General features: G+C 72.5%; 23 protein-coding genes and 2 pseudogenes. 9 read left to right on the top strand and 16 right to left on the bottom strand.

The genetic code is table 11. From position 1 onward, the window contains the following. Positions 1–15: 15 nt before the first annotated feature. The 3 genes and pseudogenes from ACZ58V_RS39530 to ACZ58V_RS39540 form a co-directional block, all read right to left on the bottom strand. Positions 16–918, bottom strand: a complete 903-nt coding sequence (locus ACZ58V_RS39530; protein ID WP_468189435.1) for an SGNH/GDSL hydrolase family protein — start codon at positions 916–918, stop codon at positions 16–18. A gap of 198 nt (positions 919–1,116) precedes the next feature. Beyond that, positions 1,117–1,671: pseudogene (locus ACZ58V_RS39535) on the bottom strand (cyclic nucleotide-binding domain-containing protein); the annotation flags it as partial. Between the two features lie 448 nt (positions 1,672–2,119). Further along, positions 2,120–3,127: a zinc-binding alcohol dehydrogenase family protein gene (locus tag ACZ58V_RS39540; RefSeq protein WP_471296148.1), complete on the bottom strand. Its 1,008-nt coding sequence runs from the start codon at positions 3,125–3,127 to the stop codon at positions 2,120–2,122. A gap of 145 nt (positions 3,128–3,272) precedes the next feature. Between ACZ58V_RS39540 and ACZ58V_RS39545 the strand changes: the two genes are divergently transcribed. After that, entirely contained in the window at positions 3,273–4,073 is an 801-nt protein-coding gene (locus ACZ58V_RS39545) for a VOC family protein (RefSeq protein ID WP_468189437.1), read from the top strand. A gap of 41 nt (positions 4,074–4,114) precedes the next feature. Continuing rightward, complete coding sequence (locus tag ACZ58V_RS39550; protein ID WP_468189439.1) at positions 4,115–4,828, top strand: ribonuclease H family protein; 714 nt, start codon at positions 4,115–4,117, stop codon at positions 4,826–4,828. Here the strand turns inward: ACZ58V_RS39550 and melC2 are convergent, their stop codons facing one another. Next, positions 4,829–5,650, bottom strand: a complete 822-nt coding sequence (melC2, locus tag ACZ58V_RS39555; RefSeq protein ID WP_468189441.1) for a tyrosinase MelC2 — start codon at positions 5,648–5,650, stop codon at positions 4,829–4,831. 31 nt (positions 5,651–5,681) lie between these two features. Then, positions 5,682–6,056, bottom strand: a complete 375-nt coding sequence (melC1, locus tag ACZ58V_RS39560) for an apotyrosinase chaperone MelC1 (RefSeq protein WP_468189443.1) — start codon at positions 6,054–6,056, stop codon at positions 5,682–5,684. Positions 6,057–6,454: 398 nt separating this feature from the next. Here melC1 and ACZ58V_RS39565 point away from each other — a divergent pair, with 398 nt between their 5' ends. Both ACZ58V_RS39565 and ACZ58V_RS39570 read left to right on the top strand, forming a co-directional pair. Beyond that, a complete protein-coding gene (locus tag ACZ58V_RS39565) occupies positions 6,455–7,918 on the top strand; it encodes an MFS transporter (RefSeq protein ID WP_468189445.1) in 1,464 nt (487 codons plus the stop codon). Continuing rightward, positions 7,915–8,499 (top strand): TetR/AcrR family transcriptional regulator, encoded by a 585-nt coding sequence (locus ACZ58V_RS39570; protein ID WP_471296099.1) that lies wholly within the window; start codon positions 7,915–7,917, stop codon positions 8,497–8,499. The genes ACZ58V_RS39565 and ACZ58V_RS39570 overlap by 4 nt, the downstream gene beginning before the upstream one ends. On the opposite strand, the gene ACZ58V_RS39575 is transcribed toward ACZ58V_RS39570, so the two are convergent. Next, a complete protein-coding gene (locus tag ACZ58V_RS39575) occupies positions 8,489–10,210 on the bottom strand; it encodes a cholesterol oxidase substrate-binding domain-containing protein (RefSeq protein ID WP_468189585.1) in 1,722 nt (573 codons plus the stop codon). The genes ACZ58V_RS39570 and ACZ58V_RS39575 overlap by 11 nt on opposite strands. 154 nt (positions 10,211–10,364) lie before the next feature. Between ACZ58V_RS39575 and ACZ58V_RS39580 the strand changes: the two genes are divergently transcribed. Next, on the top strand, positions 10,365–11,348 hold the full coding sequence (locus tag ACZ58V_RS39580; protein WP_468189449.1) for an aldo/keto reductase: 984 nt from the start codon (positions 10,365–10,367) through the stop codon (positions 11,346–11,348). A gap of 24 nt (positions 11,349–11,372) precedes the next feature. On the opposite strand, the gene ACZ58V_RS39585 is transcribed toward ACZ58V_RS39580, so the two are convergent. Then, positions 11,373–11,717 carry a hypothetical protein gene (locus tag ACZ58V_RS39585; protein WP_468189451.1) on the bottom strand — a complete coding sequence of 115 codons (345 nt, stop codon included), beginning with the start codon at positions 11,715–11,717 and terminating at the stop codon, positions 11,373–11,375. Positions 11,718–11,938: 221 nt separating this feature from the next. Here ACZ58V_RS39585 and ACZ58V_RS39590 point away from each other — a divergent pair, with 221 nt between their 5' ends. Further along, complete coding sequence (locus ACZ58V_RS39590; protein ID WP_468189587.1) at positions 11,939–12,364, top strand: DUF6328 family protein; 426 nt, start codon at positions 11,939–11,941, stop codon at positions 12,362–12,364. A 39-nt stretch (positions 12,365–12,403) separates the two neighbouring features. Here the strand turns inward: ACZ58V_RS39590 and ACZ58V_RS39595 are convergent, their stop codons facing one another. The 3 genes from ACZ58V_RS39595 to ACZ58V_RS39605 all read right to left on the bottom strand — a co-directional run bounded on the left by ACZ58V_RS39595 (position 12,404) and on the right by ACZ58V_RS39605 (position 14,986). Next, a complete protein-coding gene (locus tag ACZ58V_RS39595) occupies positions 12,404–12,829 on the bottom strand; it encodes an SsgA family sporulation/cell division regulator (RefSeq protein WP_468189453.1) in 426 nt (141 codons plus the stop codon). Between the two features lie 62 nt (positions 12,830–12,891). Further along, positions 12,892–13,923: a hypothetical protein gene (locus ACZ58V_RS39600; protein ID WP_468189455.1), complete on the bottom strand. Its 1,032-nt coding sequence runs from the start codon at positions 13,921–13,923 to the stop codon at positions 12,892–12,894. A 91-nt stretch (positions 13,924–14,014) separates the two neighbouring features. Beyond that, a complete protein-coding gene (locus ACZ58V_RS39605) occupies positions 14,015–14,986 on the bottom strand; it encodes an LLM class F420-dependent oxidoreductase (protein WP_468189457.1) in 972 nt (323 codons plus the stop codon). A gap of 73 nt (positions 14,987–15,059) precedes the next feature. On the opposite strand from ACZ58V_RS39605, the gene ACZ58V_RS39610 reads away from it, so the two are divergent. Then, on the top strand, positions 15,060–16,493 hold the full coding sequence (locus tag ACZ58V_RS39610; protein ID WP_471296102.1) for a serine hydrolase domain-containing protein: 1,434 nt from the start codon (positions 15,060–15,062) through the stop codon (positions 16,491–16,493). Here ACZ58V_RS39610 and ACZ58V_RS39615 read toward each other — a convergent pair. From ACZ58V_RS39615 to ACZ58V_RS39640, 6 genes are all read right to left on the bottom strand, one after another. Then, entirely contained in the window at positions 16,485–18,131 is a 1,647-nt protein-coding gene (locus tag ACZ58V_RS39615; RefSeq protein ID WP_471296150.1) for a serine/threonine protein kinase, read from the bottom strand. The genes ACZ58V_RS39610 and ACZ58V_RS39615 overlap by 9 nt on opposite strands. Positions 18,132–18,474: 343 nt before the next feature. Further along, on the bottom strand, positions 18,475–19,434 hold the full coding sequence (locus ACZ58V_RS39620; RefSeq protein WP_471296105.1) for a threonine/serine dehydratase: 960 nt from the start codon (positions 19,432–19,434) through the stop codon (positions 18,475–18,477). Positions 19,435–19,534: 100 nt separating this feature from the next. Then, positions 19,535–20,605: a polyprenyl synthetase family protein gene (locus ACZ58V_RS39625; RefSeq protein WP_471296107.1), complete on the bottom strand. Its 1,071-nt coding sequence runs from the start codon at positions 20,603–20,605 to the stop codon at positions 19,535–19,537. Further along, on the bottom strand, positions 20,602–21,666 hold the full coding sequence (locus tag ACZ58V_RS39630; protein WP_468189465.1) for a tetratricopeptide repeat protein: 1,065 nt from the start codon (positions 21,664–21,666) through the stop codon (positions 20,602–20,604). Before ACZ58V_RS39630 ends, ACZ58V_RS39625 begins: the two co-directional genes overlap by 4 nt. 182 nt (positions 21,667–21,848) lie before the next feature. Beyond that, on the bottom strand, positions 21,849–22,526 hold the full coding sequence (locus ACZ58V_RS39635) for an AIM24 family protein (RefSeq protein ID WP_468189467.1): 678 nt from the start codon (positions 22,524–22,526) through the stop codon (positions 21,849–21,851). Between the two features lie 80 nt (positions 22,527–22,606). After that, entirely contained in the window at positions 22,607–24,031 is a 1,425-nt protein-coding gene (locus ACZ58V_RS39640) for a CAP domain-containing protein (RefSeq protein ID WP_471296151.1), read from the bottom strand. Between the two features lie 84 nt (positions 24,032–24,115). Here ACZ58V_RS39640 and ACZ58V_RS39645 point away from each other — a divergent pair. Further along, positions 24,116–24,384, top strand: a pseudogene (locus ACZ58V_RS39645) (alpha-galactosidase D); the annotation flags it as partial. 182 nt (positions 24,385–24,566) lie between these two features. Beyond that, on the top strand, positions 24,567–25,811 hold the full coding sequence (locus ACZ58V_RS39650) for an SGNH/GDSL hydrolase family protein (protein WP_468189469.1): 1,245 nt from the start codon (positions 24,567–24,569) through the stop codon (positions 25,809–25,811). Positions 25,812–25,821 lie beyond the last annotated feature (10 nt).

Here is a 25,821-nt window from a genome sequence, read left to right on the forward strand (position 1 = left end):
CACCCATTTGAGCGGTCAACCCGCCGACTGTCGAATGGTTTTGGTGATCTCCCGGGCGATGCGCAGGATGCCGGGGGAGCGCACCGGGCAGGGCTTCGGTGTGGACGTCGTGGGCGCCAGGCAGAAGTGCAGATAGTCGTCGTCGCGGTGCAGGGCCGTCCGGTCGCGGCCGGGCTGGGTGCAGTAGTCGGGGTGGGCGCGCTCGTAGGCCGTGCAGGGCAGGTGCTGTGTCCACGTGTAGCGGTCCGAGCCGGGGCTCACCGTCCCCCCGGCGTCGGCGACGATGTCGTCCGAGTCGGCGGCCAGCCGCTCGTACAGCCCGTTCACGCGCCGCACCCGGTCGGGCGTGATCGGGTCCGGCCCTTGGAGCACCCACACGATCCGCGGCCGGCGTGCCCCGCCGGCCGTCGTGATCTGCTCGACGAGCCTGCGCGCGTCGGCCTCGTACCGCTTGAAGTACCGCTCCCGCGAACCGTCGTACGTGATCTTGTCCATGCACCAGGTGAAGTCCCAGGCGTTGCCCCAGAACTGCAGCACCACGAAGTCCGGCCGCAACGACCGCACCAGGGCGGCCGCCTTGTCCCGTGCCGGTACGAGCGACCGCTCCGCGGTGCCCTCCAGGTAGTCGCACAGGGTGGTGCCCGAGTAGGGGGCGCTCGTGTACTGCGCGCGCAGGTCCCGGCGCAGCTCCTGGCCGAGGACCTTCTGGTTCTCCATGGCGAGCGAGTCGCCGAGGTACAGCACGCGGGGCGCCTTGGCGGGGGCGCGGGGGCTGGGCGAGGCCGGGGCCCGCTGGTGCGTGGTCGTGGACACCTCCGGCGCGGACGGCGGGGACGCGTCAGGTCCGGACGACGGATCCCCGCACGCCCCGAGCAGCAGCCCGGCCAGCAGGAGACCCGCGATCCACGGTCCGCGCATAAGGCAACTCCCGCCCCGGCCGGTGAAACGGCTCCCCAGGCAAGCACAGCCGGGCCCGGGGCGAAAGACACGCGTCGGCCACGAGGTGCCCGTGACCGACGACTTGATGCTCGGTCAGACGCGGTCGGCGACGATCATCAGGTACTGGAAGCTGCCGTTCTTGTACGCGGTCAGGAACGTGTCCTCGATGCCCGTGACGAGATGGTCGGCCCGCCCCACGGCCTCGTCACCGAGCCCCTCCCCGTCCGTGACGACCCCGATGACCTCCTCCTCGCCGTACTTGCCGGTGGCGTACCGGGTGAAACGGCCGTGCACGATCAGGTAGGCCTCGGTGACGGGCTGGCCGGCCTCGAAGAGCACCTCGCCGGCACGCACCTCACGGACCTCGAAGCGCGACGCGATCTGCTTCAGCACCTCGGCGTCGGAGTAGCCGCGCAGCACGGGCAGTTCGGTGAGCGTCTGGGGGATGACCCTGATGTCGTCGGCACCGTTCTGCTCGAACTCCACCCGGCCCCGGCCGAGACGCAACGTCAGACGCCGGTTGACCCGGTAGGCACCGCCCCTGACATCGACCCACGGCAGCATCTTGAGCAGCCAGCGCGAGGTGATGGCCTGCATCTGCGGCACGGACTTGGTGGTGGTGGCGAGCTGGCGCGCCGCCCGCGTGCTGAGACTGGTGAGCTGGGCCTCGGCCGCGCCGGTGCCGGCAGCGGGCTCGGTGGCGGGGCCGGTGGTGCTTTCGGGGGCGGACACATTCCCTCCCTGGGATCGAACGGGATGTTCGCTGAGTGAGCGGGGCGAGGCCTTGCTGAGCAGGGGTGGCCCGGGAGGCCCGGGACACGGGTGCGCCCTGTCCCCCCCCGCTGAGCTGAGTGGTCGGCCGGGATGGGTGGAGTGGTGGCGGGGACGGTGGGGTGGCCGGCGAAGGCGGCGACTCGTGGCGCCCGTGAGCCGGACGCGCCGCGAGTCATAGCCAAACAGCGGCAGAGGTGGCCCGATAACCGCGTGAAGGGGGGCGGTTTCTCGCGCCGGAGGTGGCAAACCCACGATGGGGGTGGAGGACGAGCGGGCGTGTGCCCCCACGCCGGTCGCCGACCCGGCCGCGCCCGGCGCACAGGGTGCACAGACGCCGCGTATCGCAGCAGTCACCGCCCGTACCGCTCCGGCGCACACCCCGTGGCGACTCGCACGCCGACAGCACTCACACCCAGTCGTTCACCAACACCGCCGCCCCGTCGAACCGCCCCGCCTTCAGGTCCCCTAGCGCCTCCACGGCCCGCGACAGCGGGTAGGGACGCGTGGTCGCGCGGACGCCGTAGCGGGCCGCCAGTGTCAGGAACTCGCGACCGTCCGCACGCGTGTTGGACGCGACGCTGCGCACCTGCTTCTCGTAGAACAGCTCGGTCTCGTAGTGCAGGGGAGGCGTGTCCGTGAGGTGGATGCCGGCGATGGCGAGGACGCCGCCCCGGTCGAGGGCGCGCAGTGCGACCGGGACCAGTTCGCCGACCGGGGCGAAGAGGATCGCGCTGTCCAGCGGCTCCGGCGGCCTCGCGTACGCGTCCTGCGCGGACGCCGCGCCCAGTTCCAGCGCCAGCCGCCTCGCGGCCGCACCACGCGTCATGACGTGCACGACGGCACCCTCGGCCAGCGCCACCTGCGCGCACAGGTGGGCGCTCCCCCCGAAGCCGTACAGCCCGAGCCTCCCACCGGGCGGCAGCGCGGCCCGCCGCAGCGCGCGGTGGCCGATGATGCCCGCGCACAGCAGGGGCGCCAGCGCCACGTCCGGCACGTCGTCCGGCATCCGATAGGAGAACGCGGCCGGTACGGTCGTGTACTCCGCGTAGCCGCCGTCGGCGTACCAGCCCGTGTACTCGGACCGGGGACAGAGGTTCTCCGCGCCGCGTGCGCAGTACGCGCAGTCGCCGTCCGTGCGGCGCAGCCAGGCCACACCGACCCGGTCGCCCACCGCGAAGCCGCGCACCGCCGCGCCCACCCCGGCCACCGTCCCGACGACCTCGTGCCCGGGCGTGACACCCGCCCGGTGCACGGGCAGATCGCCCTCGGCGACATGCAGATCCGTACGGCACACTCCGCAGGCGCGCACCCGCACCAGCAACTCGTCGTCCGCCGGCACCGGCACCGGTTTCTCCACCAGTCGGAGAGCCCCCTCCTCGACCGGACCCGGCCGCTCCACCGACCACGCGCGCATCGTCCCGTCCGCCATACCGCTCCCCGTCCTGCCGAGGGCTCCCGCCCAGTCTGCGGCGGAACGGCCGGTTCGGCGCGCGGGCCGCCCCGAGGGTGACTAGCGTGAAAAAAGCGGACCATCCACCCACCCGAAGAGGGCCGTAGCCATGGCCGTGCAACCTGAAGGAGCCCCTTGCTGGGCCGACGCGACGTTCAGTGACCTCGAAGGGGCCAAGAACTTCTACGGAGACGTCCTGGGCTGGACCTTCGCCGAGGCGTCGGCGGAGTACGGCGACTACACCCAGGCCTACGCGGACGGCAAGGCGGTGGCCGCCGTCGTCCCGCCCATGCCCGGCCAGCCGGAGGCCCCGTCGCAGTGGTGTCTGTACTTCGCCGCCCGGGACACCGCCGCCACGGCCGCCCGGATCCGAGACAACGGCGGCGAGGTCCTGATGGAGCCGATGCAGGTCGGCGACTTCGGCACCATGTGCCTGGCCCGCGACCCGAGCGGTGTCGTCTTCGGCGTCTGGCAGGCGGGCACCCACGAGGGCTTCGAGGTGATGGCCGAACCGGGCGCCTACACCTGGGCCGAGGTCTTCACCCGCGAGCCCGAGAAGTCCGACGCCTTCTTCCCCGCCGTCTTCTCCTACCGGCAGCGGGACATGGAGGACGGCGAGATGGACTTCCGCATCTACGACCTCGGCGAACGCACCGTGCTGGGCCGGATGAAGATGACGGAGGAGTTCCCGCCCGAGGTGCCGCCGTACATCAACGTCTACTTCACCGTCGAGGACTGCGACGACGCCGTGGCGAAGGCGACCAAGCTCGGTGGCGTCCTGCGGTTCGGCCCGATGACCACGCCGTTCGGCCGGTTCGCCGCCATCAGCGATCCGCAGGGCGCGGACTTCTCGGTGATCGACATCACGACGACCGAGGGAGACATGCCGAAGCTGACCGACGTGTCGTAGCCACCCCACCCTCCCGGCCGGGCGGACCGTGCGGCCATGGCATGATCGAGCTCATGCGTGAACGTGTTGTGGCCGCGTGCGACGGGGCTTCGAAGGGAAACCCGGGGCCCGCGGGCTGGGCCTGGGTCGTCGCCGACGCTTCCGAGAGCCCGGTGAGCTGGGAGGCGGGGCCGCTCGGCAAGGCCACCAACAACGTCGCGGAACTGACCGCGCTGGAGCGCCTGCTGACGGCGACCGACCCGGGCGTACCGCTCGAGATCCGGATGGACTCGCAGTACGCGATGAAGGCCGTCACCACCTGGCTGCCCGGGTGGAAGCGCAACGGCTGGAAGACGTCCGCCGGTAAGCCGGTCGCCAACCAGGACCTCGTCGTGCGCATCGACGAGCTCCTGGACGGCCGCTCGGTGGAGTTCCGCTACGTGCCCGCCCACCAGGTCGACGGCGACCGGCTCAACGACTTCGCCGACCGCGCCGCCAGCCAGGCCGCCACCGTCCAGGAGTCCGCGGGCAGCGAGCTCGGTTCCCCCGAGCCGCCGCCCGCCCCGGACACCCCGGTCAAGGCACCCCGCTCCCGCCCGCGTGGCGGCTCGGCCCGCACCGCGAAAGCCTCCGGCGCCAAGGGCTCCTCGCGCACCATCAAGGCGAAGTTCCCCGGCCGCTGCCAGTGCGGCCGCTCCTACGCGGCGGGCGAGCCCATCAGCAAGAACGACGGCGGCTGGGGGCACCCGGAGTGCCGCACGGCCGCCACCGCCTGATCAGGCGTCGAACGTGTAGTGCGCCGTGTGGTCCAGCAGATCCGCCGGGCTCGTGTCGTGCCACGGCCGCATCGTCTCGTTGAGGTCGATCACGTTCGGCGTGCCCGAGACCGGCAGGTAGCCGGAGCCGGGGTGCCGCCGCTGCCACTCGGCCCACAGCTTGTCGATGTACGCGTGGTGCAGCCAGAACACCGGGTCGTTGGGCGAGGCGCCGGTGGCCATGTGCCCGCCCACCCACACGTGGACGCGGTTGTGCAGATTGACGCCGCGCCAGCCTTCGAGATGGTTGCGGAAACCGTCCGAGCCGCTGTTCCAGGGCGCCATGTCGTACGTCGGCATCGACAGCACCGACTCGACCTCGGCCGCCGTCGGCAGCTGGCGCCCCCCGGCACCGAGGGACCGGCGCAGGAACGTACGGCCGTCGACCCGCACGTTGATCTGCCAGTTCCCGCCGGCCGCGGCGAACGGCCCGTCCGGCACCCGGCCGTCCCGGTCGCGCCCGGTGCCGCCGAGGAAGTCGGGCGCCCAGAGCGAGGCACGCGGCGAACGGTCGACGGTCCAGTCCCAGTACGGCAGGGCCACCGACGCGTCCACCGACTGGAGCGCCCGCTCGAACTCCAGGAGGAATCTTCGGTGCCAGGGCAGGAAGGACGGTGAGCGGTGGCCCGTCCGCTCGCCGTCGTCGGTGTCGGAGACGATGAAGTCGTTGTGCGTCGTGACGAACTCGTCGTAGCGGCCGCTGCGCTTCAGCTCCATGAGGGCGGCGACGAAACGCCGCTTCTCGTCGGCGGTCAGGGCGGACTGGTTCTTGCGGACGGTCATGTGCGGGTGCTCCAGAGCCTTTCGGTGCGGTTCAGTTGGCGGGGAAGGGCAGCAGCGGCGCGCCCTGCAACTCGTCCACCGCGGCGCGGGCGGCGGCGCGCGGGGTGGCCACCGGGTCGTAGTGGCTGACGACGCTGATCCAGGTGCCGTCGGCGTTGCGCATCACGTGCAGTTCCACACCGTCGACGAACACCGCGTATCCGGCGCCGTGGTGGTGATGGCCGGTCCCGGTGGCCGGGCGGCCCTGTATCCGGCGGCCCTTGTAGACCTCGTCGAAGGTCCTGGGGGAGTCGTGGTGCCCGTGCCCGGTGGCGGCCGTGGCGGGTACGACGGCGGGCAGGACGCCGGCGGTCCCGGCGAGGACGGCCGCGGCGGTGAGCGCGCGGCGACGGCTGAGTTCCGGCATGCGGACCTCCTGGGTCGGTTCGGGTGTTGACCTGGGCATGCCTATCGGTCCGTCCGGTACCGGGAGAAATCCGCGCGAGCCGGTTGGCTGTGATCCGGGCAATTCCCCTTATGTCGTGCAAGGTTGAACAAAGATGATCTTGCCGTCAGAGGGTGGGACGCGGGCACGGAAGGGGAGATTCCGCCTGCTTGGGATGTCGCGGCGGTTGTTCCTCCCCGTGAGGCCCGCTGCCCGTGGTGCACGTCACGCCGCGAAACTGGCGCGATTCGGTGGTCCGCCCTCCTGGCGGCGCCCCGAGGCCGACCGGACCTCCCGGCTTGGGTGAATTACAATTCACCGGCTAAGGTGAATTGCCATTCACCCGCCGCCTTGCCCAGGCGCTGCCCGCTGGAGTGCCGATGGACCGGACCGCCCCGATACGCAACCGGCTCACCGTCCCGGTGCTCGCGTTCGGCGGCATCCTCATGGCCGTCATGCAGACCGTGGTCGTGCCCCTGCTGCCCGACCTGCCCCGGCTGACCGGCGCCTCGGCGGGCACCGTCTCCTGGATGGTCACGGCCACCCTGCTGTCCGGGGCCGTCCTCACCCCGGTCCTGGGCCGGGCCGGCGACATGTACGGCAAGCGACGGGTGCTCATGGCGGCCCTCGCGCTGATGACCCTGGGTTCGGTCCTGTGCGCCCTGACCTCCGACATCGGCGTGCTGATCGCCGCCCGCACCCTGTCCGGGGCCGCCGCCGCGGTCGTCCCGCTGTCCATCAGCATCCTTCGGGACGAACTGCCGCCGGAGCGCCGGGGCTCGGCCGTGGCGCTGATGAGCTCCACTGTCGGCATCGGCGCCGCGCTCGGCCTGCCGCTGGCCGCGGTGATCGTCCAGTACGCGGACTGGCACACCATGTTCTGGGTGACCAGCGCCCTCGGTGCCACGGGCGTGACGCTGGTCTGGTGGGCGGTGCGGGAATCGCCGGTGCGCGAGCCGGGCCGGTTCGACGTGCCGGGCGCGCTGGGACTGGCCGTCGGGCTGGTCTGCCTGCTGCTCGGGGTGTCCCAGGGCGGGCAGTGGGGCTGGGGCGGCCCGCGTGTCGTGGGCCTGTTCCTGGCCGCCGCCGTCGTGCTCGCGCTGTGGTGGTGGCAGCAGCTGAGGGCCGAACAGCCGCTGGTGGACCTGCGGTTGGTGGCCCGGCCCCGGGTCGGACTGTCCCATGTGGCCGCGCTGCTCGCCGGATTCGCGTTCTACGCCAACACCCTGGTCACCGCCCAGCTCGTGCAGGCGCCCGAGGCGACCGGGTACGGGCTCGGCCTGTCCATCGTCGCCACCGGCCTGTGCCTGCTGCCCAGCGGCGTGGTCATGCTGCTGCTGTCGCCCGTCTCCGCCCGGATCTCCGCCGCGCGCGGGCCGCGCGTCACGCTCGCCCTCGGGGCGGCGGTCATCGCCACCGGGTACGCGGTCCGTATCGCCGACAGCCGCGACCTGTGGATGATCATCGCGGGGGCCACCGTCGTCGCGACCGGCACCACCCTGGCCTACTCGGCGCTGCCCACGCTGATCCTGCGTGCCGTGCCGGCCGGGCAGACCGCCTCCGCCAACGGCGTCAACGTCCTGATGCGGACGATCGGCCAGGCCGGTTCCAGCGCCGCCGTTGCCGCCGTCCTCGTGCACCACACCAGCCTGGTCGGCGGGGCCCCGGTCCCCACCCTGCACGGATATCTGCTGGCGTTCGCCATGGCCGGTGCGGTCGCCCTGGTGGCCGTGGTGGCGGCGCTGTGCATACCCGGCGACTCCACGGCCGACGAACCGGACGGCCGTTACCCGGCCGGGGACCGCACCCGGGGCGCGCACGACCGGGCGATGGAGGGAGCATGAGTGCCGTGAGCACTCCACCCGTCACGCCCACGCCGGCCCGCAGGGACGCCGAGGCGACCAAGGCGGCCATCCTCAAGGCGGCCCGTCATCTGCTGGCCCGGCACGCGCACGCCGACATCACGCTCAAGGCGGTCGCCGAGCGCGCCGGCGTGAGCCCGCCGCTGATCCTCAAGTACTTCGGCAACAAGGACACGCTGTTCGCCCGGGTCATGTCCTTCGAGACCGACGCCGCCGCCCTGCTGGCCGCGCCGCTCGAGGAACTCGGAGCGCACATGGTCCGGCACGTCCTGGTCAGCCAGTCCGAGCAGGGCGCCGACCCGCTGCTGCGGATCGTGTTCGCGCCCCTGCACGGCGAGCAGGGCGACATCCTGCGCGCCAACTTCCGCACCCAGGTGACCGACCGCCTCACCGACCGCCTCACCGGCCCCGACGCCGGCCTGCGCGCCGAGCTGGCCGTCGCCACCCTGCTCGGCCTGGGCGTGATGTACGGCATCGCCCGCGGCACCGAGGTGCGGGCGAGCACGGTCGACGCCCTGGTGGACCGGTACGCGCCCGCGGTGCAGGCACACCTCACCCCGTAACGCCCTGGCCGAACAGCCGGTCCAGGAAGGCGTTGCCATACACGCGGTGCGGGTCGAGCCGGTCCAGCACCGCGTCCGCCTCGGCCCACTCCGCCCTACCGACGGCGGCAGGCACCACCGACCCCAGAACCTCCTCGTCGCTCCACACCCCGTCGTCCGTGTACGCCCACCCCTTCGACCACTCCACCCGGGTGAGCGCGAACCCGCCGTCGAAGGTACGCAGCAAGAACCGCTCGATCTCGCGCAGGAACGCCTCCGCGTCCGGCGTGCCCGGCAGCGTCAGGACGTCCAGCCACACGGCCGTGTCCCACTCGGGGTGGTCCGCGCGCGGCCGGAGCGCGGACAGCAGCGGCGGGCGGGCCCCGGCCACTATGGCGTCGCCCGGCTCGTCCAGGCCGGTCACCCGGATCTCCACCGAGCCGTTGACCGGGAAGCTGCCCCGGGCCGCGTACGCCGCCAGCCGCTCCCGGTAGAAGGCCGCGAACTCCGAGAGCACCCGTTGCACCTGCTCCCGCGAGGTGAGGACCGCGTAGCCGTCGGCGTGCACCCGCAGGGTGCTCGGCTTCAGATACAGCAGGGTGTTCTTGGACGGTCCCCAGAGGTCGGCGGACAGCGTCGTCACCAGCCCGAGCGCGGCCGCGTCGTACTGCGCGGCGCCCAGCACCGGCGCCAGATACCAGGCCGCGTCCGACGTCATCCGGCCCACCAGCTCCGCCACCGGCGTCGGGATGTTGTCGGAGAACGGGTAGTTGTACGGCCGCGTCACACGCCGCGAGGTCAGCGGCCGGGCGGGGGTAACGCTCCACACCTTCAGCCAGGGATGCTCGGTGAAGGCGAACCAGATCGCCTCGACCCGCCCGGCCTCGTCCAGGAAGCGTGAGAAGGTACGCCCGTCGGAGCCGGGCGCGGCGAACAGCTCGCCGGCCGGGATGTCCGTACGGCTCACGCACCGCAGGTTCGTGTTCGCCCCCACCCGCAGCACCACCTCGGTCACCAGGGACCGCCCGAGATGGGTCAGCAGCGCGGCACAGTCCGCCTCGTCACGACGGAACGTTCGCACCACGTACGCGCCGGCCCGGGAGTCCCAGACGACCGCCGTCAGGGACAGGATCAGATTGCTGAGCGAGCCGTACGTGTGCCCGGGCCGCCGGCGTTCGCCCCGCGCGGGGACGGCCGTGCCGTGCGCGTCGATCGCCAGGGCGCCGCCCAGGGTGAGGACACCGGGAGCGGGAGCGGCCGTGACGCCGAGGCCGTGTTCCTCCAGGAAGGTCAGCAGGGCCTCCAGGGTCACGCCGGTTCCGGCCCGTACGGCCGTCGGCGAGTCCAGCGTGAGGCCCCTCAGATGAGGCGTGGTGTCGACGAGGAGGACGGGCGCGCCGGACGGCGTCCCCTCCGTCACGGTCAGGGGTGACCAGCCGTGCGAGGCGCCCCGGGCGCGCACCCGCCACCCGTGCCGCCACGCCCAGTTGACGACCTCGGCCACCTGTTCCGGGCTGCCCGGCGCACAGGCCCACAGACCGTCCGCGGTGATCTCGCCGACCCAGTTCCGGTACGCCGAGCGGTACAGCGCGACATCCGCCGGAAAGTCCGGCAACTCCGCCGCCGCGGCCGCCGGATCCGCCGGCAGACCCGGCACGGCGGCGAGGGCGGCCGCCGTGAGGAGGAAGCCCCGGCGCGTCCAACGCGAGTGCTGGGAAGGGAAGTTGCTCATTGAACCGGTAGTCACGTGGAGTCACGCTAGGGGCCCGACTGACACGTAACACGTTCCTGTCGCAACTATTCACTCGTGTGAGTGAATCGGGCAGGGCGGCGGGCCGGAGCGATACGTTCCGCGCGCGGCCGTGACGGATGACAGACTGACGCCCATGGACGAGCGCACATTCGACAGGTCGGGTCAGCACGCCTCCGTCATAGGCCTGGGCACATGGCAGCTGGGTGCCGACTGGGGAGACGTCGACGACAAGGAAGCCCTCGCGGTACTGGAGACGGCGGCCGAATCCGGGGTGACCTTCTTCGACACCGCCGACGTGTACGGCGACGGCCGCAGCGAGCAGACCATCGCCGCGTTCCTCAGCGGCAGGCCGGACCTGCACGTCCTGGTCGCCACGAAGATGGGCCGCCGCGTCGACCAGATCCCCGGGAACTTCGTGCTCGACAACTTCCGTGTCTGGAACGACCGCTCGCGGCGCAACCTCGGCGTCGACCGGATCGACCTGGTGCAGCTGCACTGCCCGCCCACGTCCGTCTACTCCACGGACGAGGTGTTCGACGCCCTCGACACCCTGGTCGAGGAGGAGCGCGTCGCCGCGTACGGCGTCAGCGTCGAGACCTGCGAGGAGGCGCTGACCGCGATCGCCCGGCCCAACGTGGCGAGTGTGCAGATCATCCTCAACCCGTTCCGCATGAAGCCCCTGCGCGAGGTGCTCCCGGCCGCCCGTGAGGCGGGGGTCGGCATCATCGCCCGCGTCCCGCTCGCCTCCGGCCTGCTGTCGGGCAAGTACACACGGGAGACGGTCTTCCCCGACAACGACCACCGCGCCTACAACCGGCACGGCGAGGCCTTCGACGTGGGCGAGACCTTCTCCGGGGTCGACTACGCCACCGGTGTCGAGGCCGCCGCCGAGTTCGCGGCGCTCGCCCCCGAGGGATACACCCCGGCCCAGCTGGCCCTGCGCTGGATCATCGAGCAGCCCGGCGTCACGACCGTGATCCCCGGCGCCCGCTCACCCGAGCAGGCCCGTGCCAACGCGAACGCCGCCCGCCTGCCGGGGCTGTCCGGCCAGACGTTGGCGGCGATCAGCGACCTCTACGAGCAGCGGATCAAGGACCAGGTCGAATCCCGCTGGTAGAGACGGTCTTCCTCACGGCATCCGTCACGGCACCAGGAGCAGCTGCCGTTCCTGCTCCTGGTCGCCGGAGGCGACACCGTCGTCGCGAGCCGTGAAGGCCCGGGTGAGCGTGTCGCTCGCCCGCCGCACCGCCTCCGGGGTGCCCTGCACGGTCACGGTCACCGGCGCGGACAGCCGCTCGGCGCTCTCCCCGGCACTGCCGGCGCGCCCCGCCTCCGCATCGCCGAAAGTGGCCATGTGCACCGTCGCGTTCTCGTCGGCGGGAAGCTCGTCCGGCGCCCCGAACGTGCCTTGCAGGGCGCGGACGACCGCTCGTGCGTCGTCCGTGCCGCCGCCGCTGAGCGTCACGGTGAGCTGCGTTCCGGACATGCGTCCACGACCTCCTCGGGTTCTGCGTCATTCGCGTCGTCCGTGTAACCGTCGCCTGATCGCTCAAACCGCCGCCCGGCCCGGGAGGACGGCCCGTTCCGGGGAACTCGCGGGAGAGAAGCACCTGAGGTCTCACACCGGGAGGAACAGTGTCGGAGACGGTAGAGGGCGGGGCCAGGCGCCGGGGGCGCAACGAGACGGAGGAGGAGAGAGCGGACCGGATGTGGCAGGAACTCATCCAGGAGGTCCGCGTGGCCCAGATGGGCGTGCAGATCCTGTTCGGTTTCCTGCTCACCGTGGTCTTCACCGAGAAATACGAGGAACTGACCGGCACGGACCAGACGATCTACCTCGTGACGGTGGTCCTCGGCGCGTGTGCGACCGGGGCACTCATAGGCCCGGTGTCCCTGCACCGCCTCGTCTCCGGGCGGCGCGTCAAGCCGCAGGCGGTACGGCTGGCCTCCCGGCTGACGCTGCTCGGCCTCCTCCTGCTGCTGGCCACGACGACCGCCTCTCTGCTGCTGATCCTGCGCGTGGCCACGCACAACGGCTTCGTGCCCTACCTGGTCGCCGGAGTGGTCTGCTGGTACCTGCTGTGCTGGTTCGTCCTGCCCCTGTGGACCAGGTACCGCCATACGTCGGAGTGACGGCCGCCGTGCCGCCGGGCCGGCCCGAGGACCCGGGGATCAGCCTCCGGCGATGACGCCCGCCAGGAAATCGTCCACGTGGACCTCCTCGCGGCCCGGCGGGACCACCTCGTGGGTCTCCCGCAGGAACGCCGCGAACCCCGGGGCCCACGCGAACACCAGGGCGTGGTGACGGCCGCCGTCGGGGCGGGCGTCACCGAGGAACTCCAGGCGCAGCTCCTCCCACATGCCCCGCGACACCGGGCGGATCCGCACGTCGCCCACCCCGACCGGACGCCGCAGACCGTCGGAGAGCATCTCGCGGTCCAGCTGCCACCGGGCGAGGACCCGGCCGTCGTGGCTGAACACGAGGGTGACGGCGAACGGGTCCGCGGCGTCGTAGCTCAGGTGGGCGAGTACCGAGAAACGGTCCGTGTCACCGGCCTGGAGCTGCACCACCAGGGTCTTGTGCACGAAGGAGTTCACGAAAGGGCCTCCGGGAAGAACCGACGTAGAGCCCTCTAGTACCCCTCACACGCGCAAGATGCTCAGCCCTCCGGGTGATTCCCGCGGGCACCGCGCAGCGACTCGATACATACGGCCACGGCCCGCTGCAGCTCCTCCAGGCGCTCCACCATGTCGTCCTCGTAGAACTCCGGGGTGTCGTCGAAGGTCAGCTCCTCGAACACCTTGGTCGCCCTCTGCAGGCTGCTGTAGAACTTCGTGCGCCGCTCCTGCACCCGCAGCCCCGGGTCGGCCTCCACGGTCTCGACCACGAGGGACTTCATGGTGTCGTACGCCTCGGTGGCCCACTCGCCGGAGTCCTCGCCGTCGTCCAGCTCGTCGATGAGCGACAGATGCCGTTCGGCCTCCTGACGCAGGTCGGCGGGCGCGTCGAGGGTCTGCCCGGCGGGCGTCTTGATCTGCCCCGACTCGGCGATCTGGCGCACGTAGCCGATGCGGTCGGCCGACCTGCTCTCGCCGGCGACGGCCTTCTTCAGCTCGTCGGTGCGCACGACGTCACGGGCCAGCTCGGCCTGCAGTTCGGGGTCCTCCCTGACCCGGTCCAGCAGGGCCTGACGGGCCGCGCGGGCGGTGGAGGGGTCGGCGAGGATCGCGGCACGCAGTGCGGTGGGATTCTCCGCGACCTCCAGCGCCTTCGTGGGCCGGATGCCCTCCGCCGCGGCGGCCTCGGCGATGGCGGTGCCGCGCTCGGAGCCGGCGCCGGAGCGCGAGACGTAGTAGCTCAGCCACACGTCCGCGTCCGGCAGTTCCACGTCCTCACCCGGCGCCAGCGCCTCGAAGTGCGGGACCAGACCGTCGTCCGCCGCCCGGTCCCACGCCTTGTAGTAGCGCATGACCCGCTCCGCAGAGCACCCGGCGAGTTCCGCGAACTCCTTCGCCGACACCTTCGGCGTCTCGTCCGCGCCCTGCCCGCCGGGCCGCACACTGCGCGCCACCTTCAGCCCGAAGGCCCACCCTCCGGTCCGGGCGTACGCCCCGAACTCCCGCGCGTCCAGCGCGACCAGGTCCAAGACGGGCGCCGGGGAGGTCTCGGGCGGGGTGATGGCTACGGTCACGGACGACTCTCCTGAGGGGGGTTGGCTGCATCGAGTACGTGCAGGCCAGCAGCCTATATCCACCCTCGGAGAGCCTTTGCCGGCACCGGCCTCAGCCGAACGCGTCGCGCAGCGCGGGCAGCAGGGTCTTCTCCGACCAGTCCAGGTACGCCGGCTGCGACTCGCCGCCGATCTGGACCAGGGCGATCTCGGTGAAACCCGCCTCGGCGTACGGGCGGACGGCCTCGACGAACGCGTCCGGGTCGTCACCGCACGGGATGGCGTCGGCCACGTCGTCGGGCGTGACGAACTGGGTCGCCGCATCGAAGGAATCCGGGTGCGGCAGCTCCGAGTTGACCTTCCAGCCGCTGCCGAACCAGCGGAACTGGGAGTGGGCGCGCTCGACGGCCGTGTCCCGGTCGGGGTCGTAGCAGACCGGCAGCTGCCCGATGCGGGGCTTGCCCGCGCCGCCGTGCCGGTCGAACGCCTCCAGCAGCCCCGCCTTGGGCTCCGTGGCGATCACCAGGTCACCGAGCCGGCCCGCGAGTTCACACGACCGCTCCCCGGAGACCGCGACGCCGATGGGCGGCGCCTCGTCCGGCAGGTCCCACAGCCGGGCCGACTCCACGTCGAAGTGCGTGCCCCGATGGTTGACGTGGCCGCCCTTGAAGAGAGCCCGGATGATCTCCACGGCCTCCTCGAACATCTCGTGCCGTACGTCGACGGACGGCCAGCCGCCGCCCACCACATGCTCGTTGAGGTTCTCGCCGGAGCCGAGTCCCAGCCGGAACCGGCCCTCGGACAGCAACTGCAGCGTGGCCGCCTTCTGCGCCACCACCGCCGGGTGGTAGCGGAACGTCGGGCATGTCACGTACGTCATCAACGGGATACGGGACGTGGCCTGGGCGGCCGCGCCGAGCACGGCCCACGCGTAGGGGGAGTGTCCCTGCGAGCGCAGCCACGGGAAGTAGTGGTCGGAGGTCACCGAGAAGTCGAAGCCCGCCTCCTCGGCCCGCACCACATGGTCGACGAGCTCTCGGGGGCCGGCCTGTTCGGTCATCATCGTGTATCCGATTTGCACCATAACCGGCGAGTCCCCGGACAGCGGGCGTGAAAACGGCTCGATCAAGGTCCGTCGGCAGAGGGAGGATGCCTCCATGAGTGCCTCCGCCCTGCCGACCGGCAGCCCCGCTTCCCAGGGCGTCGACGCCTCCGGCGTCCACGCCTTTCTCGACGCCCTCGAAGCGGCCCCGGAGATCGAGCCGCACAGCCTGATGATCATGCGACACGGACACCTCGTCGCCTCCGGCTGGTGGGCGCCCTACACCCCCGATCGCCCCCACCTGCTGTACTCGCTCAGCAAGAGCTTCACCGGGACCGCCGCCGCACTGGCCGAGGCCGAGGGACTGCTCGACTTCGACGCGCCCGTGATCTCGTACTTCCCGGAGTTCGAGGCCGACATCACCGACCCCCGCAGCCGCGCCATGCTCGTACGGCACGTGGCGTCCATGTCGAGCGGCCACGAGCGGGAGACCGTCGAGGAGACCTACGGTCTGGACCGGGCGGAGCCCGTGCGCGGGTTCCTGCTGCTGCCGCCGGAGCGCGACCCCGGCACCGTCTTCGCCTACAACCAGCCCACCACCTACACCCTCGGCGCGATCGTCCAGCGGGTGACCGGGCAGCGGCTCACCGAGTATCTGCGCCCGCGGCTGCTGGATCCGCTCGGCATCGGCGAGGTGTTCTGGCAGCGGGACCGTGCCGGCCGCGAGATCGGCTACAGCGGTCTGCACGCCACCACCGACGCCGTCGCCCGGCTCGGCGAGCTGTATCTGCGCGACGGGGTCTGGGAGGGCAAGCGGCTGCTGCCCGAAGGATGGGCGGCCCGTGCCTCGCGCCCGCACATCCCGACCGCCGGTGCCATGGGAGACCTGGACCGGCAGGACTGGGACCGGGGCTACGGCTACCAGTTCTGGACCTCCCGGCACGGCTACCGGGGCGACGGCGCGTACGGCCAGTTCTGCCTGGTACTGCCCGAGCACGACGCGGTGATCGCCACGACCGCGGCGACCGAGCGGATGCAGGACTTCCTGAACCTCGTCTGGAGGCATCTGCTGCCCGCCTTCGGCCCCGAGCCGCTGCCCGGCCGGGAGACCGCAGACGCGGCCCTGCGCGAGCGCCTCGCCGGGCTCGCGCTGCCGCCCGCCCCGGGCAGTCCGACACCGCCCGGACGGGCCGAGGGCTGGGCCGCCGCCGAGTTCAGCTCCTCAGAGGCGGACGGTCCGGCCCTTTCGGCCGAGCTCGGGCAGGACGCGGACGCCTGGATTCTCAGGCTCACCGAGGGGGCGGCCCGGCTGGACCTGCGGATCGGGAAGGCGGACTGGACGGTGACGGAGGGGCCGCTCCCGACCGCGGTGAGCGGCGGCTGGACCGATGCCGGCACGCTGGCCGTGGAGGTCGTGTTCCTGGAGACCCCGCACCGCTTGGCGCTGACGTGCTCCCTCGCGGACCGTACGCTCACCGCGCGCTGGCGCACGCAGCCCCTGCGTCCCGGCCCGCTCACCTCGCTGCGCGCGCCGCGCGGCTCAGTCTGAGTCCGGCCGGAAGGTCTTGAGGACGGTGCGCAACGTCTCCTCGTTGGCGCTGTCCTCCCAGTCCGCGGCCGGGGTCGTCCAGCGCAGCGAGAAGCTCCGGCCCCCGCCCAGCAGGAAACCCCGGCCGAAGGTGCGCACCCGGGTGTCGCCGACGTCCGCCGTCCACTGCATGTCGGCGGCCTCGCGCCCCTGGTACGTCGTCGCGCGGATCGTGCCGATCCGCTCGTAGTCACCGGACTGCTTCAGGTTCGGTTCGACGTCGTCCCGCCACACGGCCACGGGGTCCGGGCCCGCGTCCGCGCTGTAGGTGACGGCCAGCGTGCGGTCGTCGCCGTCGGCGCCGAAGACGACCCGGTACGCCAGGCCCTGACGGTCGGTGTCCAGCCGCTTCCAGCCCTCGGGGAGCGCGACGGAGAAGCCCTCCGGTGCCTGGTAACGGTGGAAGCCGGGCGGCAGGCCGGTGGCCGGGGCGGACGGCGTGGGCTCCGGAGACGACGGGGTGGGCGTGGGGGAGGAAGGGGAGGAAGGCGTCTCGGTCGGGCTGGGCGTCCCGGACGGCTCGGGACTGTCGCCGCCGGTGCTCTCGCCCGGCGAGGCCGCGGAGGCCGGTGGCCGGGCCGGCGAGTCGGCCGCCTCGCCGCCGGTGTCACTGCCGGGCAGCCCCTGGGTCGCGGCCAGCACGGCGACCGCGACGGTGACCACGGCCAGGGCCGTCCCGGCCACCATGGTCCGTCTGCTCCAGGCCGCGTTCCCCGGCAGTACGGCGGCGTACGAGCCGCGCAGCCGCGGAGCCTGCACCGACGCCATGGCCGCTTCCGGGTCCTCGCTGAGCGCGCGGGTCAGCGCCTCACGGACCACCGGGCGGGTCAGCCGCTCCCGTGAGTCCTTGCGGAGCAGCCCCTGCACGACCTGAGTGAGCGGCCCGGAGCGCACCGGCGAGCGCAGCGGCAGCCGGTCCACGGCCTTCAGGGTGTTCTCCGGGCGCCCCCGGTCACGGAACGGCGGGCGCCCCTCGACCATCGTGTAGAGGATCGCGCCCAGCGCCCACAGGTCGGCGGCGGGGCCGATGCGCTCGTCCCGGGCCTGCTCCGGAGAGGCGTACGCGGGGGCCGTGAGCCGGGGCGCGAGGGTGGCGCCGGCCAGACCGTAGCCGGTGACGACGACCGAGTGGTCCTCGCGTACGAACACCTGGCCGGGGCTGAGTTCGCCGTGGGTGATGCCCTCGGCGTGCGCCGCGTCCAGGACGTCGAGCAGTTCCAGGCCGATGCGGGCGGCGCGCACGTAGTTGAACGTCCCCTGCTCCGAGAGGAGTTCGCCCAGCGGCGTGCCGTCGATCCACTCGTTGACGGTCCACAGGGCGCCGGCCTCCTCGAGGGTGTCGACGACCCTGGCGACCCGGCCCGGGCACAGCAGCGCCATGCTCTCGGACGTGCGCAGCAGCCGGGCGGAGGCCCGGCGCTCGGGCTCGAGCGGGTCGTCCGGAAGCCCGATCTGGGTGACGAGACACGGTCGCGAGACATCGCCGGCGCCGGTGTCCTCGGCGTACCAGCAGATGCGGTTGGTCTCGCGCTGGATGATCTCGAGCAGCCGGTACCGGCCGGCGACCAACTGGTGTGTGGAGACGTGCGCCCTGCCCATGGCCATCCCTCGACTGGAAACCTGGCTCTCAACCTTTTCCAGAGGTACGGGGAGTGAGGCGCACTCTGTTCAATCGGATCGCAACTCCGTGTTCATTCTTGTCTTTTGTTCAAGAGATGGGGGCAAGTGCGCGAGGAGAAACGGTCTTTCATGGGCTCCGGCACGGCTCACCTCGGCCGCCCGGCCCTCCTTGGGCTCGGAGAATTGGCCCGCCGCCGCCCGCGGATTCGCAAAATTCCGGGCTGGCCTGGTGGTAACCGCCGGTAAATGAGGCGGTGTACAACATCTGAACTCGGAGCCCTCCGACGAATTCCGCGAAGGATTCCCGAGGGCGGCCGGATCCTCAGCGCAGACCGAAGCGATGCGACCAGGCGATCATGTCCCCCGTGGTGGCGTTGCCCCCGCACACCACCAGGCCGAGCCGGGCTCCGTCACCGACCCGCTCCAGGACCCGCCGGGCGGCGGGCAGCAGGCAGCCGGCGGCCGGTTCGGCCCACACCTTGGCGTGGTCGGCCAGCTCCAGCGAGCCCCGCACGGCTTCCCGGTCCGGGACCACGAGCACCTCGGTGACCAGGGCCGAGACATGGTCGTACGTCAGCTGCGACACGGACGGGGCGCTGAGCGTGGAGACGATCGACGACAGGGCGACCGGCCGCGGGCCGCCCGCCGCCAGCGCCTCGGACATCGCCTGCGCGCCCTCGGTCTCCACGCCCCACACCCGCACCCCGGGCCGGAGCGCCCGCAGTGCCGCGGCGACACCGGAGATCAGCGCGCCGCCCCCGATGCTGACCAGCACGTCGGTGAGATCCCCGGCGTCGGCGGCGAACTCCAGGCCGACCGTGCCCTGCCCGGCGATCACCACCGGGTCGTCGAAGGGATGGACCAGGGTCAGCCCCTCCTGCTGGAGCCGCGTCATGAGCGCGAACGCGCCGTCCATGTCGTCGGTCAGCCGCACCGACGCGCCCGACGCCTCCGCGATCTCCACGGCACGGGCGGGCGCCGAGCGGGGCATCACCACCGTGGCCTTCACATCGAGGGCCGCCGCCATGACCGCGAGGGCGATCCCGTGGTTGCCACCACTGACCGCCACCACCCCCGCGGCCCGCTCGGCCTCGCCCAGCGACAGCAGCTTCGCCGTCGCCCCGCGCGCCTTGAACGAGCCGGTGCGCTGCAGCAGTTCCAGCTTCGCGGTGACCGGGGCGCCGAGCAGCGCCGACAGCCCCGGGCTCGGCACCGTCGGGGTGCGCACGACGTGCCCGGCGATCCGCTCGGCCGCGGCTTCGATCTCTGAGATGCCGATCACGGCTGTCGTCCTTCCGGCGCGGGGGTCGGGGAACACGCCTGGTCGCACCCTGGCCCGCCGACCCGGCCGAGGTCAATCACGCCGGACGGAAGGCACCGGATCAGACGTCGCGCCGTACCAGGAAGTCGAGCAGCGAGCGCAGTTCGCCGGCGGCTCCCGCCGCCAACGGCACCCCGGCCAGCGCCGTCTCGACGGCGGCGATGTGACGCCGGGCCTCGGCCAGGGCCGCCGAACGGCCGCCCGCCTCCTCGATCAGCGCCGCCGCCGCATCGGGCTCCTCGCCGCTTTCCAGGAGTGTGGCGATCCTGCCGCCGCTCGGGGAGCCGAGCGCGAACAGCACGGGGAACGTCTTCTTGCGCTCCCGCAGATCGCCGTGGACCGGCTTGCCGGTGACCCGGGGGTCACCCCAGATGCCCAGCACGTCGTCGACGATCTGGAAGGCGATCCCGAGGTGCCGGCCCGCCCGGTCGAGCGCGGTGACCGTCTCCGGGGCGGCGCCCCCGAGCACGGCACCCAGCGCGGCCGCGCAGCCCAGGAGGGCGCCCGTCTTGAGCTCCGCCATCGTCCGGTACTCGTCGGGCCGTACCCGCCGCGGTCCCGTCCAGGGCCGCTCGGCGAACAGCAGGTCGTCCGCCTGCCCACGCACCAGATCGCCCAGCGCCCCGGACAGCGTCCGCACGGCCCCGGCACCGCCCGGCTGCGCGGCGAGCGTCTCGACGGCCAGCGCGAACAGGGCGTCGCCCGCGAGCACCGCGGGTCCCGTGCCGTAGGCCTTCCACACGGTCGGGCGGCGGCGCCGGTCCGCGTCGCCGTCCATGATGTCGTCGTGCAGCAGGGAGAAGGTGTGCACCAGCTCCACCGCCACGGCCGCCGCCACCCCGGACCGGCCGGGCGCACCGGCCGCCTCGGCGCCCAGCACCGCGAGCGCCTGCCGTACGCCCTTGCCGCCCGAGGCGACGGCCGGTGCGCCGCCCACCTCACACCAGCCGAAGGAGTACGCGGCCATCTCGCCGACCCAGGGATGCAGTCGCCCGACGGCCTCGGCCAGGGCGGGGCGCACGAGGGTACGGCAGCGTTCGAGGATCCGGTGGGCGTCCGCGGAGCGCGTGGTGGGGGCCGGAGTCGCGAGGTCCTGCCGTGCCGCCCGTACCGCCATGGGGAGCGCCGTCATCGGGTCGCCTCCGCCCCCGCGAGAGCGAGCCCCGTGTCCGGTATGCCGAGCTCCTCATGGGCGCGGGCCACCATCTTGCGGGCGTGCTGGAGGCCGATCCGCTCCAGCGTGCCGGCGAGGTCGGCCAGTTCGGCCGCCGTCTCGCCGCGGTCGCGGCCCAGCCGGGACAGGGACTTGGCCAGTCCGAGGCGAGAGAGAGCCTCACCGCGCGGCTCGCTCATCTCGCGGAACTCCGCGAGCGCCTGCTCGTACAGATCGCGTGCCTCGGCGTAACGCCCGGCCCGGTACAGCACGTTGCCGCGCATCTTGTGGTTGTAGGCCAGCGCGCTGGACAGCCGCATCGCGCGGCAGGCCGTCTCCGCCTCGCTCAGCAGCCCCAGGGCCCGCTCGGTGTCCCCGTCGCGCACCGACACCACGTCGGCCAGACCGCGCAGCGCCCAGGCGTGACCACGCCGGTCGTCGGCGCGCGCCGCGATCTCGGCGGACTCCTCGAACAGGGCGTACGCCCTGTCGTAGTCCCCGGTGTTGCGGTGCATCTGCGCGATGCCCTCCAGCGCCCACACCGTGTGCCGCGCCTCCCCGCGCCGCCGCGCCTCGGCGAGCAACTGCTCGTGCAGCCGGCCGACGGCCTCGTAGTCGCCCTGGATACGGCCGGTCTCGGCCAGACCCGCCAGCGAGTAGCCGCGTACGACGATGTCCCCGCCGCGTTCGCCCAGATCGGCCGCGAGCTGGAGGAGGCGGCGGGCCAGCCGGAGCGCGCCGCGCTGCCGTGCCAGCGTGCCGCCGCTCCACAGAGCCCAGGCCATCGCCCCGACGTCCTCGGCCTCGCGGGCGGCGCGGTAGCTCGCCTTCCAGGCCCGGTCCGCGTCCGCGACCCGGCCCAGCCGTCGCTGCGCCTCGGCCACAGCGAGTCCGGAACGCGCCACCTCCCCGGGCTCGCCTGCGCGCTCGGCCGCCCTCAACTGCTCGGTGCCGGCGGCCAGTACGTCGGTCAGTGAGGAGTTGACGGACAGAGTGGTGAGCGCGCCCTGGTACTCCGGGGCGAATGCCTTGCCGTACATCGATGCCTTTCGGTCCGTATACGCACCATGTATACGCGCTGTGTATACATGGTGCGTATAGAAGGGGGGAAACCGGCCCTGGCCACAAGAGCCAGGGCACACCTGTTGCCGATCAAGACGTCGGTGGAACGGACCGGGTTGCCTGTGAGGCGTAGATCACCTGAGGGGCTTGAGCGCTTCGATCAGTGCTGCCCGGGCTTCTGCGCGGTCGCCTCGCTCGGCCGTACCACGACGTATCCCTCGCCCTGGAGCAGCAGTTGCACGGCCTCGCCGGAGCCGCCGCGCAGCATCGACCCGATGGACTGGGAGCGGTGCAGGGAGGTCTGCAGGCCCGCGGTCCAGCCGACGATCGCGTCGGTGTCGACGTACACCGGGTACTGCGCGGAGACCGGAATGACGAGCGGGGTGCCCTCGCAGACCAGGCCCAGTTTGCCGTGCCCGGTGAAGACGCTGTTGAACAGACCGCCGCCGGTGATGCCGGCGCCCTTCACGGTCGCGATGCGATACGACAACGTGGCGTCGAAGCACAGGACGTTGCGGCCGTTGACGGTGAACTCGTCGCCGGGTTCGACGTCGACGATGAAGCAGTTCTGCGCTTCGTGGGCGAACCAGGCCTCGCCCTGCCCGCGCACCGCCATCAACGGCAGTCCCTCCCCGGTCACCGCGCGCTTGAGCATGCCGCCCACGCCCTGGCCCTTGCGCTCGAACTGGAGGTTGCCGCGGTAGGCGATCATCGCGCCCTGCCGGGAGAGCATCTCGCCGTTCACCGTGTACCGGACGCACTTGGCGTTCTCGATGGTCATGCCCGCCGCGACGGCCGGCTGGGCCATGTGTTCGCTGGAAAAGAGGTCACCCTTCATGCGGGCATCCTCGCCCGGAGCGTCTCCCTCCGCCAAGATCGCGGATGGGGGGAGACGGCCCGGAGCGCGGTGGTGCGGTGTCAGGCGCCGAAGAGCTGCGTCCAGTACGTGCCCGCCCTGCCGCCGCCCGCGAAGCCGATGCCGATGTGGGTGAAGCCGGGCTTGAGGATGTTGGCCCGGTGGCCAGGGCTGTTCATCCAGCCCTCCACGACGTCGCCGGGGGAGCGCTGGCCGCAGGCTATGTTCTCGCCGACGGAACGCCGGGTGGATCCTGCCGCGGCGGCCCGGTCCCAGGGCCGGCTGCCGTCGGGCGCGGTGTGGGAGTAGAAGGCACGGGCCACCATGTCGGCGCTGTGCGCCTGCGCGGCGGTGGTGAGCAGAGGGTCGACGGCCAGGGGCGGGAGTCCGGCCCGTGCCCGCTCCCGGTTGGTGAGGTCGGTGACGGCCGCTGCCGTGCCCACCAGCCCGTCCGGTGTGAACGGCCGGGCCCACAGCGCGGTCCAGAAGGTGTCACCGGAGGGGCCGTCGTGGACGTGGGCCAGTCCGGCGTGGGTGAACGCCGGGTCGAGCAGGGTGCGGCGCGGAGCGTCGGTGCGCAGGCAGTACGCGACGAACTCGGCGGGTGTGCGCGGGCCGGACACGAGGTGCTCGCCGATGGCGAGGTATGCGTACCCGGCGCCGGTGACGCGCTGGTAGACGGAGACACCGTCCCGGCTCTCGACGCCGAGGCGTCCCGTCATCGCCATGGCGGCGGCGTGCTCCCGGGCCGCGGACGCCAAGCGGGAGTCGAGGGTCGCCGACGGCGAACCGGCTTCGGTGCGCGCGGCGTTGACCAGCGCGACGAACCCGTCGGGACCGGGTGCGGAGGACGCGAAGGCGGGAGGTCCGGGGGAGTGGGCGGCACGGTGGGCCGGTTCGGTCGCGGCCCGGTGCCATGCGTCCGAGGCCCCTGCCTGCCCGGCCGTGGGCGCGGGAGCCGCTCGGCGCACCCTGCTGTCGAGCGTGCCCGGCTCCGAAACGGACGTGTCGTCCACGACATCGACGCCGAAGTCCCGGGCGACTCCCGCCAGTCCGTCGGCATACCCCTGGCCCAGGGCCCGCAGCTTCCAGCGGTCGCCGCGCCGGTAGAGCTCCGCGAGCAGCAGCACCGTCTCCTGTCGGGGGCGTGGCGGGGTGAACCGGGTGAGGGGGCGGCCACCGGCATCGGTGACGTGGAGCGTGGGGGAGGGCAGGCGGCCCAGGGTTGTTCCGGGCTCTGCTGGGCTGACGGCGACGGTGACCCGGGTGGCTCCGGCACGCAACCTCGCCGGGTCCATGGTGAGCGTGTCGCCCCGCAGCGCGGCTCCCGGCGCGGCCGGCTGGTTGTAGAAGACGAAGTCGCCGTCGCCCCGCACCTTTCCGCTGTCGTCCGTGATCAGCGCGGACACGTCGAACGGCCCGGGCACCCGGACGGTCACCGCACCGCCCGGCAACGCCAGATTGCCACCGGGGACCAACTCGCTGATCACGCCCGGACAACGGCCTGGGGAGTGCGAGGGTTCCCAACGGAGGTCGAGCCCCGGGCTCGAGAGTGATCCCTTGCTTCTCTTAAGCTCACTTTCAACGAGGTCGTCGTCGACCGCCCCGGCACCTACCAGGTGAAGGTCGCCTACGTCAGCGGCGACGCCCGCCCGGTCGAGGTCTCCGCGAACGGCGGCGAAGGCGCCCGCCACAGTTACCCCTCCACCGGCGCCTGGGGCACCGTCGAGACGGTCAGCGTCCCGGTGACCCTCAAGGCCGGTACCAATACGACCACGTTCGACAGCGGTTCGGGCTACGCCCGGACATCGACCGGATGGACGTGCCGAAGCCGTCCTGACAGTCATGATCGAGATGCTCGTGCCGTCGCGGCCGGGGGCGTGGAAAGCGTCGGGGGACGCACCACTACCGTGTCGTACGCCGGGACCACCCGGACGAGCCGCCGCGCGCCCGGCGGCTCGACGACCCTACGAGACCTCGCGCCGTGAGAACGCCCGCCGACCGGCCGAAGGAGCGCCGACGATGCCCCGCACCGCACGCCCCCGCCGCCGTACCGCCCTGGCGGCCCTCTCCACCTGCCTGGTGCTGGGCTGCGGAGCCGGCGCGACACCCCAGGGGGCCGAGCAGGCCCGGCCTCCCAGCGCCCCGGCCGAGCCAGGGGACGGCGTGGTCACCTGGGCCTCCTCGGCCGACCACATCGGCGAGGCGGTCGACGGCCGCGGCTACCGGCTGGTGGTGCACACCAGCGTCGGCGGCAGCGGCCTGCGGGTACGGCTGTCCAACGCCTTCGGCGACCAGCCGGTGACCTTCCGCAACGTCCACGCGGGCCTGCAGCGGGACGGGGCCGCGCTCGTACCCGGCAGCAACAGACGCCTGACCTTCGACGGCGCGCGCTCCGTCACCGTTCCCCCCGGCGGCATCGTCCACAGCGACCCGCTGCCCGGCCAGGTCCCCGCCGCGAGCTCGCTCGTCGTCAGCCTCTACGTCGCCCGGGCGGGCGGCGCGCTCACCGGGCACTGGATGGCGATGCAGACGTCGTACACCGCCGAGGGCGACCACACCGCGGAGGAGAGCGCGACCCACTGGAAGCAGCGGACCGGCTCCTGGTTCTACCTCGACGCCGTCACCGTGCGGCCACGGTCCGCTGCGGGTGCCGTGGTCGCCCTGGGCGACTCCGTCACCGACGGCTGGCAGTCCACCACCGACCTCAACCGGCGCTGGCCCGACTACCTCGCCCGCCGGCTGGCCAAGTCCCCCACGACGACCGTCAAGGGGGTGGCCAACGCGGGGATCGCCGGAAACAGGGTCCTGACCGACGGTCCCGGGCAGAGCGCCCTGAACCGCCTCTCGCGTGACGCGCTCTCGCTGCCGGGCGTGCGCACGGTGTTCCTCTTCCAGGGTGTCAACGACATCAAGCTCGAGCCGGGCCCCACGGCCGCCCAGCTGATCGCCGGGTACCGCACCCTGATCGACCGGGTGCACGCGGCCGGCAAGTGCGTCGTGGCCTCCACGATCGCCCCCTTCAAGGGCTGGCAGGAATGGGACCCCGCCGGGGAGGCCGTGCGCCGGGAGGTCAACGCCTTCATCCGCAACAGCGGCGAGTTCGACGCGGTCGCCGACTTCGACCGCGTCCTGCGCAGCCCCTACGACCCCGAGCGGATCCTCCCCGTCTTCGACGGCGGCGACCATCTGCACCCCAACGACAAGGGGATGCAGGCGATGGCCGACGCCGTCGATCTCGAGAGCCTCGACTGCGGGAGCCGTTAGCCCGGTCTGT

The sequence above is a fragment of the Streptomyces sp. NPDC040589 genome, from assembly GCF_055594445.1.

Coding starts and splice junctions, on each gene's coding strand:
- ACZ58V_RS39585 (WP_468189451.1), bottom strand. CDS start 11,717: ATGTCCGGAACGCAGCTCACCGTGACGCTCAGCGGCGGCGGCACGGAC.
- ACZ58V_RS39625 (WP_471296107.1), bottom strand. CDS start 20,605: ATGACGGCGCTCCCCATGGCGGTACGGGCGGCACGGCAGGACCTCGCG.
- melC1 (WP_468189443.1), bottom strand. CDS start 6,056: ATGCCGGAACTCAGCCGTCGCCGCGCGCTCACCGCCGCGGCCGTCCTC.
- ACZ58V_RS39565 (WP_468189445.1), top strand. CDS start 6,455: ATGGACCGGACCGCCCCGATACGCAACCGGCTCACCGTCCCGGTGCTC.
- ACZ58V_RS39540 (WP_471296148.1), bottom strand. CDS start 3,127: ATGCGCGCGTGGTCGGTGGAGCGGCCGGGTCCGGTCGAGGAGGGGGCT.
- ACZ58V_RS39650 (WP_468189469.1), top strand. CDS start 24,567: ATGCCCCGCACCGCACGCCCCCGCCGCCGTACCGCCCTGGCGGCCCTC.
- ACZ58V_RS39610 (WP_471296102.1), top strand. CDS start 15,060: ATGAGTGCCTCCGCCCTGCCGACCGGCAGCCCCGCTTCCCAGGGCGTC.
- ACZ58V_RS39570 (WP_471296099.1), top strand. CDS start 7,915: ATGAGTGCCGTGAGCACTCCACCCGTCACGCCCACGCCGGCCCGCAGG.
- ACZ58V_RS39530 (WP_468189435.1), bottom strand. CDS start 918: ATGCGCGGACCGTGGATCGCGGGTCTCCTGCTGGCCGGGCTGCTGCTC.
- ACZ58V_RS39605 (WP_468189457.1), bottom strand. CDS start 14,986: ATGGTGCAAATCGGATACACGATGATGACCGAACAGGCCGGCCCCCGA.
- ACZ58V_RS39580 (WP_468189449.1), top strand. CDS start 10,365: ATGGACGAGCGCACATTCGACAGGTCGGGTCAGCACGCCTCCGTCATA.
- ACZ58V_RS39630 (WP_468189465.1), bottom strand. CDS start 21,666: ATGTACGGCAAGGCATTCGCCCCGGAGTACCAGGGCGCGCTCACCACT.
- ACZ58V_RS39615 (WP_471296150.1), bottom strand. CDS start 18,131: ATGGGCAGGGCGCACGTCTCCACACACCAGTTGGTCGCCGGCCGGTAC.
- ACZ58V_RS39545 (WP_468189437.1), top strand. CDS start 3,273: ATGGCCGTGCAACCTGAAGGAGCCCCTTGCTGGGCCGACGCGACGTTC.
- ACZ58V_RS39575 (WP_468189585.1), bottom strand. CDS start 10,210: ATGAGCAACTTCCCTTCCCAGCACTCGCGTTGGACGCGCCGGGGCTTC.
- melC2 (WP_468189441.1), bottom strand. CDS start 5,650: ATGACCGTCCGCAAGAACCAGTCCGCCCTGACCGCCGACGAGAAGCGG.
- ACZ58V_RS39550 (WP_468189439.1), top strand. CDS start 4,115: ATGATCGAGCTCATGCGTGAACGTGTTGTGGCCGCGTGCGACGGGGCT.
- ACZ58V_RS39635 (WP_468189467.1), bottom strand. CDS start 22,526: ATGAAGGGTGACCTCTTTTCCAGCGAACACATGGCCCAGCCGGCCGTC.
- ACZ58V_RS39590 (WP_468189587.1), top strand. CDS start 11,939: ATGTGGCAGGAACTCATCCAGGAGGTCCGCGTGGCCCAGATGGGCGTG.